At 29.0% G+C, this 16,886-nt stretch carries 11 protein-coding genes; 3 read left to right on the top strand and 8 right to left on the bottom strand.

The window, feature by feature from the left end:
• Positions 1–134 precede the first annotated feature (134 nt).
• Both uvrA and uvrB read right to left on the bottom strand, forming a co-directional pair.
• On the bottom strand, positions 135–2,966 hold the full coding sequence (gene uvrA / locus HYG85_RS15150; protein ID WP_113673677.1) for an excinuclease ABC subunit UvrA: 2,832 nt from the start codon (positions 2,964–2,966) through the stop codon (positions 135–137).
• Between the two features lie 76 nt (positions 2,967–3,042).
• Positions 3,043–5,031, bottom strand: a complete 1,989-nt coding sequence (gene uvrB, locus HYG85_RS15145) for an excinuclease ABC subunit UvrB (RefSeq protein ID WP_212690374.1) — start codon at positions 5,029–5,031, stop codon at positions 3,043–3,045.
• Positions 5,032–5,493: 462 nt separating this feature from the next.
• Between uvrB and HYG85_RS15140 the strand changes: the two genes are divergently transcribed.
• Positions 5,494–5,814 (top strand): ubiquitin-like protein, encoded by a 321-nt coding sequence (locus HYG85_RS15140; protein WP_212690373.1) that lies wholly within the window; start codon positions 5,494–5,496, stop codon positions 5,812–5,814.
• A 405-nt stretch (positions 5,815–6,219) separates the two neighbouring features.
• Here the strand turns inward: HYG85_RS15140 and HYG85_RS15135 are convergent, their stop codons facing one another.
• The 5 genes from HYG85_RS15135 to HYG85_RS15115 all read right to left on the bottom strand — a co-directional run bounded on the left by HYG85_RS15135 (position 6,220) and on the right by HYG85_RS15115 (position 13,193).
• Entirely contained in the window at positions 6,220–8,235 is a 2,016-nt protein-coding gene (locus HYG85_RS15135) for a hypothetical protein (RefSeq protein ID WP_212690372.1), read from the bottom strand.
• Positions 8,232–9,461, bottom strand: a complete 1,230-nt coding sequence (locus HYG85_RS15130) for an ABC transporter permease (RefSeq protein ID WP_212690371.1) — start codon at positions 9,459–9,461, stop codon at positions 8,232–8,234. Before HYG85_RS15130 ends, HYG85_RS15135 begins: the two co-directional genes overlap by 4 nt.
• Positions 9,455–10,327 carry an ABC transporter ATP-binding protein gene (locus HYG85_RS15125; protein WP_212690370.1) on the bottom strand — a complete coding sequence of 291 codons (873 nt, stop codon included), beginning with the start codon at positions 10,325–10,327 and terminating at the stop codon, positions 9,455–9,457. The genes HYG85_RS15130 and HYG85_RS15125 overlap by 7 nt, the downstream gene beginning before the upstream one ends.
• An 11-nt stretch (positions 10,328–10,338) precedes the next feature.
• Positions 10,339–12,516, bottom strand: a complete 2,178-nt coding sequence (locus tag HYG85_RS15120; RefSeq protein ID WP_212690369.1) for a TolB-like translocation protein — start codon at positions 12,514–12,516, stop codon at positions 10,339–10,341.
• Between the two features lie 269 nt (positions 12,517–12,785).
• Entirely contained in the window at positions 12,786–13,193 is a 408-nt protein-coding gene (locus HYG85_RS15115) for a hypothetical protein (protein WP_212690368.1), read from the bottom strand.
• A gap of 633 nt (positions 13,194–13,826) precedes the next feature.
• On the opposite strand from HYG85_RS15115, the gene pdxS reads away from it, so the two are divergent.
• A complete protein-coding gene (gene pdxS, locus HYG85_RS15110; protein ID WP_212690367.1) occupies positions 13,827–14,705 on the top strand; it encodes a pyridoxal 5'-phosphate synthase lyase subunit PdxS in 879 nt (292 codons plus the stop codon).
• A 1-nt stretch (position 14,706) separates the two neighbouring features.
• Entirely contained in the window at positions 14,707–15,279 is a 573-nt protein-coding gene (gene pdxT / locus HYG85_RS15105; protein ID WP_212690366.1) for a pyridoxal 5'-phosphate synthase glutaminase subunit PdxT, read from the top strand.
• Between the two features lie 304 nt (positions 15,280–15,583).
• On the opposite strand, the gene HYG85_RS15100 is transcribed toward pdxT, so the two are convergent.
• Entirely contained in the window at positions 15,584–16,846 is a 1,263-nt protein-coding gene (locus HYG85_RS15100) for a PDZ domain-containing protein (RefSeq protein WP_212690365.1), read from the bottom strand.
• Positions 16,847–16,886: the final 40 nt, after the last annotated feature.

The raw sequence follows: 16,886 nt of genomic DNA, 5'->3' as shown, positions 1-16,886 counted from the left end.
AGTAATCAGTTTTCTTTAATTAAATAACCGATTATACTAAATTATTTAATTTTAATAATTTTACTTATTTACGCAAAATAAAAACCGCTAATAATATATTGATTATGATACATATTATTAACGGTTGTATTAAATTATTTACTTAAAACTTTCTTCAGGAATTGACCAGTATAGGACTTTTTACATTTTACTACTTTTTCAGGTGTTCCTTTTGCTATAACCAAACCACCTTTGTCGCCACCTTCTGGTCCTAAATCTATAATATAATCTGCAGTTTTGATAACATCCAGGTTATGCTCAATTACAAGAACTGAATTTCCTCCATCAACTAAACGTTGTAATATTGTAATCAATTTATTAACATCTTCAAAATGGAGACCAGTTGTTGGTTCATCAAGTATATACATGGTTTTACCTGTGCTTCTTTTACTTAATTCAGTAGCCAGTTTAACCCTTTGAGCTTCTCCTCCTGACAATGTTGTTGATGGTTGTCCTAATCTAATATATGATAATCCAACATCATAAAGTGTTTGAAGCTTTTTCTTGATCCTAGGTATATTTTCAAAGAAGGTAAGAGCTTCTTCAACTGTCATATTCAAGACTTCTGATATGTTTTTACCTTTATATTTAACTTCTAATGTTTCCCTGTTATATCTTTTACCATGACACACTTCACATGGTACATAAACGTCTGGTAAAAAATGCATCTCTATCTTGATTATACCATCACCTTTACAGGCTTCACAACGACCACCTTTTACATTGAAACTGAATCTTCCTTTTTGATATCCTCTCATTTTAGCTTCAGCTGTACTTGCAAATATATCTCTAATATGGTCAAAAACTCCTGTATAAGTAGCAGGGTTAGACCTAGGCGTTCTACCAATAGGTGATTGATCTATAGCTATTACCTTATCTAGATGTTCTAATCCTAACATATTCTTATGTTTACCAGGTTTCATCTTTGCTCTGTTCAAGTCTCTAGCCAATCTTTTATATAGTATTTCATTTACGAAAGAACTTTTACCAGAGCCTGAAACTCCTGTAACACAAGTAAAAATCCCAAGAGGAATATCTATATTGATATTCTTTAAGTTATTCTGGGAAGCACCTTTTATATTAATCCATTTTCCGTTGGTAGCTCTTCTGACTTGTGGAACTTCCACTTTTTTTCTTCCACTTAGATATGCACCAGTTATTGAGTCCTCAATTTTCATGATTTCTTCTGCTGTACCTTCAGCAACAATTTCACCACCATGCTCTCCTGCTCTTGGACCAATATCTACTATATAATCTGCTTCAAACATGGTTTCTTCGTCATGTTCCACTACAATCAATGTATTTCCTAATTTTTTTAGTCTTTTCAATGTATGCAGTAATTTTTCATTATCCCTCTGATGTAATCCTATGCTGGGCTCATCCAAAATATATACCACACCTACTAATCCTGATCCTATCTGTGTAGCTAATCTGATTCTCTGAGCTTCCCCACCTGATAATGTACCAGCTGAACGAGATAATGATAGATAATCAAGACCTACATTCACTAGGAATCCTATTCTAGCATTAACTTCTTTTAGGATTTGTTCCCCAATTATAAGCTGCCTGTCAGTTAATTGAATATTGTCAAAGAAATCTTTGATATCTCTTATTGACATCTCTGTGACCTGTGATATATTTTTACCTCCAAGTGTAACTGCTAGAGCTATAGGATTCAATCTTGCACCATTACAAGCATTACATGGGGTATTGGTCATAAAAGACTCATATTCTTGCTTCATATAATCAGATGTAGTCTCCTTGTATCTTCGATGGAGACTTTGAACCAATCCTTCAAATACAGTTTCATATTGTCCCATACCTTTATCTGATTTGTACTTGACTATGAATTTCTCGCCTTTGGTACCATACATGATAATATCTTTTACTTCATCAGAATATTTTTCATATGGTGTAGTAATCTTAAACTTATATTTTTTACCTAATGCTTCAAACATTCTTCTTACATAACTTTCTTCATTAGAAGCCGAAGCCCAACCAGGGGCAACAATAGCTCCATCTACTATACTTAGCTTTTGGTTAGGAATTATTAATTCAGGGTCAAACTTCATTTTGAAACCTAAACCATGACATTCTGGACAAGCACCAAAAGGATTGTTGAATGAAAATAGTCTTGGTTCAATTTCATCTATACTTATATTACAGTCAGGACATGAAAAGTTTTGGCTGAATGACATTGGTTGTCCATCAATTACATCTATAACTAATAATCCACCAGTCAATTTCATAACTGTTTCAATAGAGTCAGTCAATCTTTTTTCTATCCCTTCTCTTACTATCAATCTGTCTATTACTATTTCTATAGTATGCTTTTTATTTTTTTCTAATAATATTTCTTCTGTTAATTCATACATGTTACCATCTATCTTAGCTCTTACATATCCACTCTTCTTAGCCTGATCCAAAAGTTTGATATGTTGACCTTTTCTACCTCTGACTACTGGAGCCATTATCATTATCTTAGTTCTTTCTGGTAATTTCATTATTACATCTACCATTTGGTCAACTGTCTGTCTATTGATAACTTTTCCACACTTTGGACAATGAGGTATTCCTACTCTTGCATAAAGTAATCTTAAGTAATCATATATTTCTGTAACTGTTCCTACTGTAGATCTTGGATTTCTGCTTGTAGTCTTTTGATCTATTGATATAGCTGGTGATAGACCTTCTATATTATCAACATCCGGTTTTTCCATTTGACCCAAAAACTGTCTTGCATAGGCAGATAATGATTCTACATATCTTCTTTGCCCCTCAGCATATATTGTATCAAATGCTAAAGAAGATTTCCCTGAACCACTAAGTCCAGTAAATACAACGAATTTATCTCTTGGAATAGTTAAGTCTACGTTCTTTAGATTATGTTCTCTTGCACCTTTTATGGTGATTACATCTTTTCCCATACGCCACCTCTTATAATTTATGATGATACAGTTTTTTATTGTAATATATAGTGATTGAATTAAATATAAGCAAAGTTTAATTCAGTGTATTTAATTGTTTTTTTAATTCGTATAATTCATCTCTTAGCTGTGCAGCTCTTTCAAATTGCAGATCCATAGCAGCCTGTTTCATATCTTTCGAACATTTTAGGATTTTAACTTCTAATTCTTCTTTACTCATGGATTCAGGATCTTTTGTTAATTCATAAGTTGCTTCAGATTCTGCAACCTGAGTTATACGAATAATATCTCTTACTGGTTTATTAATGGTCTCAGGTATTATATTATGTTCTTTATTGTACTGTTTTTGAATACTTCTTCTTCTATTAGTTTCACTAATAGCTCTATTCATACTATCAGTAATAATATCTGCATACATAATAACTTTACCTTCAACATTTCTTGCAGCACGTCCTACTGTCTGAATCAATGCAGTTTCAGAACGTAAAAAACCTTCTTTATCTGCATCAAGTATAGCTACTAAAGTAATTTCTGGTATATCTAATCCTTCTCTAAGCAGGTTAATACCAATAAGAACATCAAAAACATCCATTCTAAGATCACGTACTATCTCTATTCTTTCAAGGGTATCAATATCTGAATGTAAATACCTAACACGTATACCTGATTCTTTCATATAATCAGTTAAGTCCTCAGCCATTCTTTTTGTCAAAGTTGTAATCAATACCTTGTTTTTATTTTCAATCTCTCTATTAACATTGGATATTAAGTCATCTATTTGACCTCTTACTGGTTTAACTTCTATCTTAGGGTCTAACAAACCTGTAGGTCTAATTATCTGTTCTGCCATTAATTGCTTATGGTCATATTCATATGGTCCTGGTGTTGCTGAAACAAACAATACTTGATTTAACTTACTTTCAAATTCTTGAAAATTGAGAGGTCTATTATCTTTAGCTGAAGGTAATCTAAATCCATACTCTACCAAAGTTGATTTTCTGGACTGGTCACCTGCATACATACCTCTTACTTGAGGAACCGTCATATGAGATTCATCTATAATAAGTAAAAAGTCATCAGGAAAATAATCAAAAAGAGTGTGTGGAGGAGCCCCTGGTGGTAAACCAGTCAAATGCCTTGAGTAGTTTTCTATACCTGAACAGAATCCTGTTTCTCTGATCATTTCCACATCATAATTAGTTCTTTGTGCAATTCTTTGGGCTTCTAATAACTTGTCATTTTCTCTAAATGACTTAACCACTTCTGTTTTTTCTTTTTCTATAGAGTTTATAGCTCTTTCTATTTTGTCTGTTTCAATTACATAATGAGACGCAGGAAATATGGCTATATGTTCCATATAACCTAGTATTTCACCAGTAATCACGTTGATTTCTGTTATCCTATCTATTTCATCTCCAAATAATTCAATTCTCACTGCTCTGTCAGAAGAAGCGGCAGGAAATACTTCAATGACATCGCCTCTAACTCTAAAAGTACCTCTGACAAAGTTCATATCATTTCTCATATATTGAATATCCACTAGTTTCCTCAATATTTCATCTCTGTCTTTTGTCATACCAGGTCTTAAGGAAAGTACCATATTTTTGTAATCTATTGGACTACCAAGTCCATATATACATGATACACTGGCTACAATAATAACATCGTCTCTTTCTGCTAAGGATGCTGTAGCGGAGTGTCTTAGTTTATCTATTTCTTCATTGATTGATGAGTCTTTTTCTATAAAAGTATCTGTATGAGGGACATATGCTTCTGGCTGATAATAATCATAATAACTTACAAAGTATTCAACAGCATTATTTGGAAAAAACTCTTTGAATTCACTATACAGTTGGGCGGCTAATGTTTTATTATGCGCCATAATCAAAGTTGGCTTTTTTAATTCTTTTATAATATGCGCCATAGTAAATGTTTTCCCTGAACCTGTGACTCCTAGTAAAGTCTCGAATTTATTACCATCTTGAAATCCCTTAGCCAATTTTTTAATAGCTTGAGGTTGATCTCCTGTAGGATTAAACTCTGAATGAATTTCAAATTTTGACATATTATCACCTCTATCTCAGTATTTGCACATCAAATCAATTATCCTAGTATTTATAGATAATTAATTCAATCTTATTAAGCTAATATCATAAGTTAAATAAAAATAATTACCATCTTATACTAATTATCAAAAACATAATATATATGTATATAAACAATCATTATTTTAGTCTTAACCATTATATCATATTAGCAAAAAAAAGCAAACATATGTTTGTGCAAAATTTATCCAATATTTTATTAGCTCATTATATTATTAGATTGGACCAGTCAAAAAGCTTCAATTAAATTATAAAATATAGTTTTAGATGAGATTATAGTATTATTATAAATTATCTTTTCATATTTATTTACAACTTTTAAATATTATGTTATATTTTTATTATTAATGATATTCAATTCCCAATATATTGTATTTACTCATAAATACAATATATATATGAAAATGAAAGGATGAAATCAAATGAAAAAACGTATTATTACATTAACAATGGCATTTTTACTCTTATTAAATTTATCGAATGTATCATCTCAAGCACAACTAACTGACCCTGAGTTTTATGTATTGACTTTATCAGGCAAGTATATTGTATTACCATATGATCCAACTTTTACAATTGAGTATGTAAAATATATGATTCAATGTAGAGAAGGGATCTCTAAAGATTACCAAAAACTTTATTATGCAGGAAAATATTTAGAAGATGGGCGATGTTTATCTGACTATAATATCCAAAAATACTCTAAATTGAGTTTAGTTATAAGGTACTATAGTCGTTTATGACATATTAAACAGTTTAAGTAACGAACTTAAATCAATAAAATTGAGTTACCTTGTTAAATTTTCTAAAGACCTCAATCCATTAGATTTTAAACTAATAGATGAAGGTCTTTTTATATCTTAAACTGGAGATATATTAAATCATTGTTAAGGGCAAACAAAATGAAGTTATATTCCATACTTATATGATACATGTATTGACTAGTTCCTTCAAGTTCATAACATTCTATCTATACTTTTGGTTTATTAAGTATACGCCATGATTTAATTTATACCAATACATTTTTCATTTTTATCCAAATAATTAACTGACTACTTGATAAAATATAAATAAAAAAGTTATTGACCCGTTCCAAAGTTGAAAACGACAATAACTCTTGCATATGAAGATATTTTTTTCTGCCTGAACTAATATTTAACATGATATTCTTTTAAATCTATTTTATTTTTATAAGTAATATAGTCCTCATCACAAGAAAACCAAAGTGCTGGTTCACCAGATATTTCCCCAATAATATTTCCATGCAAATCAGCAGAATAGATATTACTATTATCCAAACGATTAATAAACAAAATCTTTGTATCTGTTAATAAAAAATATGTTGTAACTATATCTGACATTTTTACATGTGTTTCTGTAACCGTATCGTATTTTGATAATATTAGTTTATCACCTATATAATAAATAAATCTTCCGTCATAAGCTATATTTTTATTAGTAGGGATATCTATACTACTTATCTTTTCCGTTTTTCTATTTACTCGTTTCACGGTATTACTCATTACAAAATACAAATATTCTCTATCAAGAAAAAATGCTGACACCCCTTTTAAGAATTGCCACTGTTTATTTTGCGAATCACCTAATCCAATAAAACTATCATTACGTATAAAAAAATTATTCTTCTCAAAAATTATTTTCTCATTAAATGTTTTAGTATCAAGTTCTACAACTGTTATTTTACTAGTTACACCACCAAGATGTGGATTCTTAGATTTATCAATATTGTATTTTATATAATAAACAAAAGAGTCTTTTCCAAAAATCATCATTTCTTCTTTAATAAGTTCCTTTATAGGATTTCTGACCAGGTCATTTTTCTCACCTGTTGCTTTATCTTCAAACACAAGTCTTATATTTTCCAAATCTGATTCATCTACATAGTACCGATATTTTTCACTTTCATAAGATCTTCTTGTATTTGTATTAAATACACACGATTCATTAATGTTTGTCTTTGAGCAACCACTTAAGTTCAATATTAAAATACAAGATATTAGTATTACTGTTACTTGTTTTATTTTTTTTATATGTATTTTGTTCCAAATATTTTTGTTATTTTTGTTTATTACTTTTAACATAATAATACACAAACAAATTGCACTAACTAAAAAAATTAATAATGTCGTATTACTTATTTCTTTAAAAATAGCAACTTTTTCTTGTGTAAAAAAATCTATTTGATACTCATACCCTTTAAAAAAACGTACTCCTAACATAAAAGAAAGTGGTAAAGGAAAAGAATATATTAGTCCCAAATCAAAACCAAAATAGGGGATTAATATAAAAGCAGCACATATAAATACTGCTAATGAATATTTTTTTACAATCACAGATACAAACATAATAAGTATTGCAAAAAAGAGAAAACCAAATAACTTTAATCCGCTTACAGCAAAAAAAGTTTGTATAAGGGATATACTTTTTGTCCCTGTACCAAAATACGAAAGGCTTTGAAGAGGATAATTACCATTCACAAGACTATACTTCTGATTAACAAAAACAAATTTCAGTATAAAGGTTGTAATACATAAAAAAGCAACAATACAAAAAACAAATATTGTTTTATGCACCGAATAATTTTTTTTGCCCTTTATTGATGTCAATACTAAAGTATCCATTTTGTTGTCATACTCATAACAAAATACAGGAGTAACTAAAATTAAAATTAAAATGGTTAAAAATAAGTCTAGATTATCATCTGTAAGTAATGCATTCCAACCATTTGTATATAAAAAAAATCTATTATTTTGATTTTCTCTAACATAGATATATTGATTATAAATTTCATCAAATCCCTTTTCATTCTCTAAAATGGTTTCAAAGTTTACACATTGTTCATTAAAAACATTTTCAGTGATACTTCCATCATAATAGTCATTATATAATTTATCTGATGATATATTAGCGTTCATTATTTTTTTAGCTTCATTTTCTATGAAATCAATTTTTTTAGGAGTGCATTTACCATCAATCTTATCCATATAGTAAGTATATTCATTCTTAAATAATTCCATTTCTGTATTATAAGGCTTATCAGCAATAACTAAATAAGCTATGTTAATCAAAAAGAATAACCCAATAAAAAATAAGCCCTTTTGATATATCAACATTTTTTTTGCTTCATAAAAAATTATTCTCATGATATCCCCCCTTTTTTAATGTTAACAACATTTTTTTTTGAAACTTTGTATATTAAAATAATACTTATAATAAGGAGACACCCAGCAAATACTATTGCAACAATATAACTTAACATAGGTACACCAAAGATATTTACAAATTCTATTTTCCCAAATAACTCTCTATTAATAAGAAGTATAAAGGGATTTATTACTTTATTAATTATATAACCTGATCCTCTATATTTTTCACATAAAAAAATAATAACAAGAATTATACTCAAATTTATAATAAAAGGTACTAACGCATTATTAAAAAACTCTGAAATAAATAGAAACATCATACCTATTACAAGCATCCCAATCATTTTAAATATCCCTGATATTACTATGTATTGTCCTATAGTTATATTGATAGAAGAAGCTAAAAAATTTTGTATTGTGTAGATAGGTAAGTTTATTGTAACAAAAGAGTTAAAAGCGATGGAAAAACAAATAAAATCTAGTATTAAAAACCATAAAGTTATACCTACTATAAAAGTAGAAGTAGCTATAATTTTAGCAGTTGTAGTTCTTTTTCCACCATAAATACTAGTTGATAGCAAAATATTCATTTGGGATTCTTTCTCATTTACAAAAACATTTACTATACCATATAAACACAAAAATAAAATTAGTAATATTGAAAAATCATAGTGTAAATAGCTTTGATACATTTCTAAGTATGCAAAATTTGAAATTACTCTTTTTGCGAATAAATTAGCAGTAATAACATTTTTTTTATATTCGTATTCATTACCCAGTTTCTTGAAAAACTTCATATTATTTCTTGCATTATTAACAATATTATTAGCCCTACTTTTGTACATATATGCATATTCCATTGGTTGTACATAAAGCCATTTCAATAAATAATAATCGCTATATACATTTCCTGTATAAGTATTTGGATTATCTATTCTCGTACTCGCAGTTATATCAGCTATTTCATTTTCTAATGGTCTATAAATTTTTAATAATTTATCAATCTTATCTTCTGTTATAACACCACTAAATTCATTATAAAGTTCCCAATATATATTCTCCCATTTTGTAGATGTCTCAGTGCTTTTATCCGCTAGTAGAGAATTCTGCTGATAAACATTATTAATTTTAAAAATATCAATAATACTAAAAATTATAATCGTAATTAAAATGGATCTTCTGAAAAAAAGTTTTCTATATTCATAATGGATTAGTTTTAACATACATTATCCTCCCCACAATAATATAGAAATACGTCCTCTAAATTTGGTTTTACATTTTTAGCTTTTACATCTGGCTTTTCATTAGAAATTATTCGTAATAAAATATCGTTGTTATCTCTTAATATATTACTTATTTTATATTTTTCATATCTGTCATCAATTTTACTATTTGTTGTTGTAACCGTCCATACTTTACCTTCAATCTCATCAATAAGAACAGTAGGAGTATCCTGTTTTATAAGATGCCCCTCTTTTAAAATTATTACCTGATTAGCTATAAATTCTACATCAGATACTATATGAGTAGCAAGCAATACAATACGATTCTCCGAAAACTTTGAAATCAGATTCCTAAATCTAATTCTTTCTCTAGGATCAAGCCCTGCTGTAGGTTCATCTAAAATTAAAATTTTAGGATCTCCCAACATTGCTTGTACGATTCCTACTCGTTGTCGCATACCGCCTGATAAAGCTCCTATTTTCTTATAATATACATCTCTTAAATTGACAATCTCTAATAGTTCTTTAGCTCTCTTGATACCTTCATTTTTGGGAATATTTTTTATTGCACACATATATTTAAGAAAATCCAATACCTCAAAATTTTTATAAAACATAGGATACTGCGGAAGATATCCTATATACGACAAGAATTCAGAACCAAGTTTTTTAATATTTATTTCATCAATAAAAATATTACCTGTATCACTTTTTAAAATACCTACAAATATGTTTAAAAGTGTAGTTTTACCTGCTCCATTTGCTCCTAGAATTCCATAAATACCTTGATTTAATTCTGCACTAAAATTATCTAATACATACTTTTTTTTATATTTTTTTGAGATATTATCAAACATTATTTTCATCATGAAGCCTCCTAAAAATTAAATGCACTAATTTTTGTTTCGATACTATCTCGTTGAGAATTTCCAAGCATAACAATGCAAATCTTTGAATCATCTATAATACGAATTAGGGGTTCTCTGTTAAAATATATAGAATTCTCATCTTCTATAATCTCTTCTTTTATTAGTTTACCACTCTCCATATTATAAATTCTTACAACTAATCTCTTATTACTCGTATCAATAATAGACGTTGCAAAATATCTACCTAATTCAGAACAATGAATACTACTACTTTCCTTTTGTGAAGAAAGTTTATATATTCTTTCTTTTTCAGTTGATAAATTCATTGTCATTAGTCTACCTGTCGGAGTTCTTGAATCTTCCATCAAGACTATAAATGAATCATATATTACTGAACTGGATGTATTATATTCTGGTTTTCTTTTGTTAATAAGTCCTGTACCATCTATATTTAGTACTCCATAGGTGGTAAAAGAAACTTTACCCTCTATAGGAGGAATGTCAAAACTCTCTGCAGTAAATGCAATTTTACTCCCATTATCAGCAAATGAAATTCTTCTCATACCTACAATACCTAATCGTTCAGCATTATTTTCAGCAGTAAAATCGATTAATGTAGTTTTATTTTTTTCATTTATATCATATAGAAATAAACCTTTATTTGTTGAATAAGCTAATTTTTTACCATCATTTGATATTGCAATATTTTCAGTGGAAATCCATCTATTATCACCAGTTACCTCACTAATATTAATCACTTTTGTTTGTTTTAAATTCTCATCATAGAATATACATCTATGATTAGTATTATCTGTCAAAAAATCTCCATTTCCATTGTTACCATCATCTTTCAGAATTCCAATGGCAACGTATCCATTATCAATTTTTTTTAGATTCTCACATAAAAAGCTATTTTGGGTTTCAGAAATAATACTTCTATTTTGTAAATTATATGAATATATTTTATCTGATGAAACTAAAATATTTCCGTTATTTCCATAACTTATATTCTTAATCTTTCCTTCTATCTTTGATATATCAATTATTCCTGTTAAATCAAAGCTACTTGGAGTATAATCTTTATTATCCTTTGATTCATTATCAGGCGATACTATATCCTTATATAATAAAATTGATGAAGTCTTTTCCAAATAAACATTTTCATTATAATAATCTTTAGAGTTTGTTGGCACTGAAATAGCATAAAATGTATTTAAATCATTTAACTGGTTAATATCAATTTCTGCATCAATAACACATACCTTTCCTTTTTCTATAGTTGTATTAAATGACATTAATTCATCATTAGCTATTGGATGATGATTAATATAAAATGTAGTTTTGTATTTTGCTCCAGGTACACCACAAATCTTGTATGTTACATGCATTTTTTCGTTTTCTTCAACTTTCAAATTACTCATCACTTGATTACCATTGTAATAAATTTTAGTTAATATATCTGATTTAAGGTCTTCTTCGGTAATCACCTTATACATTGAACTTAACTCATTCTTAATAAACTCATTAGTTATTGGATATGTCGATATCTGTGTATCTGAAAGATAGCTTCTTTGAGAATAGAGAGAACTATCTAATTCATTTGTATCCTTATTAAATTTCATAGGTATTTCAACAGGCAAAATAGAATGATACAATCCATAACTAGATGTATCCTTCATATTTGGTATAAACTCTGGAAAATAAATACTTGTAACTGTTAAATTAACAGTATCACCTTTTTTTCCCGTGATAGGTGTAAAAATAAAATTATAGTTGACAGGCTCATTATCTTTAGTTAATTTTAGATTATGCATATACTCATAAGGTCCATTAGTGTCATTAATTTTATAAGGTTGAGGTACTCCATCTATAAAAAGTAAAAATCCTACATTTTTTGCTTCGCCTTCAGCTGTTACTTCATATTCAAGGTTAATTTCACCACCATCATATTCTAATGGTAGTAGTTCACCCTCCTTATCTAATCTAGGATGTGGAACTCTATGACCTATAGACCCTAGAACCACAGTATCCTTTTCATTTTCAAATGGATTATCTGTTTCAGATACTTTAGAAGAGCTATTGGAGTTATCAACTTCGGCAATTTGTTTATTACTATTATTCTTATTACATCCTGTTAAGAGTATTATTATTAATACTGAAATTATTAATGTATATATCTTGTTCATCTTTATCACTTCTTTCATATTTAGATTACAAAATCTTTATATATCAATTTAATAAATGATTAATAATTATGCTTTTACTATATATAAATGTTTATAACATTTTTAATATTTAATTATAATTAATATACTAAAAAACCCTATAATAATATTTGACTCATAGTAATAAAATAATACAAAAGGAGTAGGTAATGTTAACTCCCTTTGTATTTTCAACATCACATTTTACTATAACTGTAAAAATTTATATGTTATATTAATATATATAAATTTTAAATTTTAGTATATGTATATACCGCCTTTGCACCATATTTAGATCCATTGCGCACTTCATGTGTTGCATATATTGAATACATACCTTCTGATAAAGGATACCATTGCCAATAATGTTCAATTTCTCCTCTATCACTTAAAGTTGAATTTTCACTGATGTCATTACCATTTATATCTTTAATTACTGATTTTATTCCTAATTGAGCATTGTCATTATTATAGGTAACAGTAGTTTCGTGATAACCCATTGCACCAATACCAGCTGATTCAAGATATCCTTTTAGTGTACCATATCCTGGAGCTTTTACTGAACTACTGTCTGTCTCATTTGCATATGCACATACACTCATAGTTAATACAATTACTAATGATAGTAAAATTGATATAGATTTTTTTGTTTTTTTCATACTTGTATCCTCCTAAGATTATATTTATTCTATTATGTTTAAGTCCATAAATAACATGTAAATTCTATGTTGGCATAAAAGACATCTAATGTTACATTAATTTAAATTCTAATCTTGAAATTAATCACACCCTTATATTCTTTGAACGTTCATTCTGATATTCATATATATATTTATTAGAAAGTCGTCACTCTCTAAAATATCAGCTACTTTATTACATGTTTAATCAATATCTTATATTTACTTGTTCCACTTAATTATTTGTAGTTTTATCTTAATTGATATAATAATTTGATATAATTTGTATTTTTTAAAATTATATCACACTACAAAAGAATTGTTTGTCGAATTTTGAATACTGTATTTATTTTCAAATTAATAATTACTTTAAATTAATAACAGCTACATATTAAATTGAAAACTGACCACTTGAAAAAATACAAAACTGTTCCTTTCAAAACATACAGTATTATACTATATTGTTATTATACATAATTCATTGCAATGTTATGAATAACTCAATAGAATCGGGAACAAATACTAAACTACTTAAATACTACTTAGAACAGGTTAGTATAAAAAGCTAGTTGTATTTAGTGATGTCAAATAAAAATTAATTGGAGGATATATGATATGAATGAAAGATATGAATTAAATAAAAATCTTGCTCAAATGCTAAAAGGTGGAGTTATAATGGATGTAACTACTCCAGAACAGGCAGTTATAGCTGAAAAAGCAGGAGCCTGTGCCGTTATGGCTTTAGAAAGAGTACCAGCAGATATACGACGTGATGGTGGTATAGCTAGAATGTCTGACCCAAAAATGATTAAAGGTATACAAAAAGCAGTATCCATACCTGTTATGGCTAAAGTAAGAATAGGTCATTTTGTTGAGGCTCAAATCCTTGAAGCATTAGAAATAGATTATATTGATGAAAGTGAAGTTCTAACACCAGCAGATAATCTCTATCATATAGATAAACAAAAATTCAAAGTACCTTTTGTTTGTGGTGCAAGAAACCTTGGTGAAGCCTTAAGACGAATTGGTGAAGGAGCCTCAATGATAAGAACCAAAGGAGAAGCGGGCACAGGAGATGTAATAGAAGCAGTAAAACATATGCGTACAATGATGTCCGAAATAAGTAAAATAGCTTCAATGAATCCTGAAGAACTAATGAATGCAGCCAAAGAAATGGGTGCTCCTTATGACTTAATAAAATACATCCATGAAAATAGTCACCTTCCAGTAGTCAACTTTGCAGCAGGAGGTATCGCAACACCTGCCGATGCCGCACTAATGATGCAATTAGGATGTGACGGCGTATTCGTCGGCTCTGGAATATTCAAATCAGATAATCCTGAAAAAAGAGCAGATGCCATTGTCAAAGCAGTAACTTACTATAATGACCCAGTTATGCTGGCCAAACTATCAGAAGACTTAGGAAAACCAATGAGCGGAATTTCAGTTGAATCCCTTAACGAAAAAGAAAAGCTCGCAAGCAGAGGCTGGTAATATGAAAATTGGCGTATTAGCATTACAAGGTGCTTACATTGAACATATGAATAAATTAGAAAAATTAGATATTGAAACAAAAGAAATTAGATATAGCAGGGATTTGAATGACATTGACGGTATAATTATCCCCGGAGGCGAAAGTACCTCAATAGGAAAATTATTAATTGAATCTAATATCAAGGCTAAAATCTATGAAGTCATCAAGAACGGACTCCCCGTATGGGGAACCTGCGCTGGCATGATTATACTAGCAAAAAAAATACATGATTCCAATAAAACCTATATTCCCTTAATGGATATAGAAGTTGTTAAAAACGCTTACGGAAGACAACTATCCAGCTTTACTACAAACCAAAAAATAAAGGGACTTCAAAACGGTTTTTATCCCATGGTATTCATTAGAGCTCCCTATATAAAAACCACACAAAACAACGTTGAAACACTTTCCATAGTCGACGAAAAAATTGTAGCCGCCAAACAAAATAAAATACTAGTCACATCTTTCCACCCTGAACTAACAGACGACCTAAGAATGCACCAATACTTTATCAACATGATTAACAATGAATAATTTCCATCATTACTAATAAATACCATATAATTCCTCTTAGCCACCACCAAATATTTTTCACTTTCTCCATAGTGGCACAACATATAAAGAACCATATATAATGATAAGAACGCCTTTTACAGGTTGTTGCTACCTTCCAATCAGATAATAGCAACAAATGTAACATAAGTGATTATCATTATATATGGTTCTAACATACTACCGTTGTCATCTAACTATATCTTTCTTACATACTACCGTTATCACCTAAATATATCTTTCTTTACCTACTATCATTATCATACAATCCTTTAAATAACTATTTTTATCTCCCAAACCTATTTCTAATAATGTGAAACAACCCTATCTTCTGCACACTCTGATGCCTATAAATAATCCTAGGATTCTCCGGAATCAATCTCACCTTCAAATCAGTAATACCATCAGGATAAGCTTTAAACTCATAAGTATCTAAACTCCCATCAAGATGTATAACATCCACCCATAAAAAAGTAAAACCATTCTTTAATATCGCCCTATACTGCCGTGTATTCAAAACATTTATTCCATTAATCTTAGCTATTATATCTCCAACCCTGATACCCATTTGATCTCCAGCACCACCCCTATTAACCCCCATGACTCTTACACCTTTTTTAGGCACTGTATAAATAGGCTCTCTTTTACTTTCAATATATTGCTCATACAGAATCATACCTTCATGAATGCCAGCCATTAGAATTGTACCTAATATCTGTAGAAAAATATTACCTACTGAGTAAATAGATAAAATAATCAATAACACACTATAAACCATCAATCGTAACGCTGTTTTTCTACTTCTTTTTTTTGGTTCCTCACAATATGTTATACTACTATATCCTAAAGCTCCCACAAAAGGCATTAATCCATAAAAATATGTACTAATATTACTAGGTATATCTTTTAACAACGGCCACCATTCTGGCATCTGAACAATTTCTGAGTTAGACACTCCTCCACTTGATAATACAAGCATTGCAATAGGTAACGGCCAATACTTTTGCATTAAATGTCCTACAACAATTTTTCCATCTTTTTTTGCCACAATGGGTATAGGGTCATCTGCTCCTACAAAATATATTAATATAGCTTCCATTAGATGTAATATACCTACCAATGCCAACAATCCACTGATATTAATATTAATATCAGGTAAATTAACTCCAAATACGGTTTGACCTCTAAACACTAATGATAAGACGCCCATGACAGAAGCCGCATATGAAAAACACAAATATCTAATATTTATAAGGGATAACATAAGAGCTAGGGGAAGTAAAAATATTAAATAATACGTTAAATTAATTGGAAGCCCAATAATAGCTATTATCAGACTGCCAATTATACCAATGATTATCCCTTGCAGAATGGACTCTACAAGGGCACTTATAACTGTCTTTGAATTATCAAAGTTATATATATTAACACTTTTATATTTTTTAATTAAAAGATATAGAATCCATATTACAAATATAAATGAAAAATTGAACAGTGCTCTTGAAATAGACAATAGTGTAATATGGATTATTTCTAACAATGGATTCATATATGCTCCCCTATTTTAACATTATCAACCATTTTACCAG

Origin of the sequence: Vallitalea guaymasensis (assembly GCF_018141425.1) — a bacterium.
Taxonomy (GTDB): domain Bacteria; phylum Bacillota; class Clostridia; order Lachnospirales; family Vallitaleaceae; genus Vallitalea; species Vallitalea guaymasensis.
This window is presented reverse-complemented; position numbering and strand designations above follow the sequence as displayed.

What these genes read in the sequence shown, in the direction of transcription:
- HYG85_RS15125 (WP_212690370.1), bottom strand. Translation starts at nt 10,327, where the DNA reads ATGAAAATAATGTTTGATAATATCTCAAAAAAATATAAAAAAAAGTAT.
- HYG85_RS15115 (WP_212690368.1), bottom strand. Translation starts at nt 13,193, where the DNA reads ATGAAAAAAACAAAAAAATCTATATCAATTTTACTATCATTAGTAATT.
- HYG85_RS15140 (WP_212690373.1), top strand. Translation starts at nt 5,494, where the DNA reads ATGAAAAAACGTATTATTACATTAACAATGGCATTTTTACTCTTATTA.
- uvrB (WP_212690374.1), bottom strand. Translation starts at nt 5,031, where the DNA reads ATGTCAAAATTTGAAATTCATTCAGAGTTTAATCCTACAGGAGATCAA.
- HYG85_RS15135 (WP_212690372.1), bottom strand. Translation starts at nt 8,235, where the DNA reads ATGAGAATAATTTTTTATGAAGCAAAAAAAATGTTGATATATCAAAAG.
- pdxS (WP_212690367.1), top strand. Translation starts at nt 13,827, where the DNA reads ATGAATGAAAGATATGAATTAAATAAAAATCTTGCTCAAATGCTAAAA.
- pdxT (WP_212690366.1), top strand. Translation starts at nt 14,707, where the DNA reads ATGAAAATTGGCGTATTAGCATTACAAGGTGCTTACATTGAACATATG.
- HYG85_RS15120 (WP_212690369.1), bottom strand. Translation starts at nt 12,516, where the DNA reads ATGAACAAGATATATACATTAATAATTTCAGTATTAATAATAATACTC.
- HYG85_RS15100 (WP_212690365.1), bottom strand. Translation starts at nt 16,846, where the DNA reads ATGAATCCATTGTTAGAAATAATCCATATTACACTATTGTCTATTTCA.
- HYG85_RS15130 (WP_212690371.1), bottom strand. Translation starts at nt 9,461, where the DNA reads ATGTTAAAACTAATCCATTATGAATATAGAAAACTTTTTTTCAGAAGA.
- uvrA (WP_113673677.1), bottom strand. Translation starts at nt 2,966, where the DNA reads ATGGGAAAAGATGTAATCACCATAAAAGGTGCAAGAGAACATAATCTA.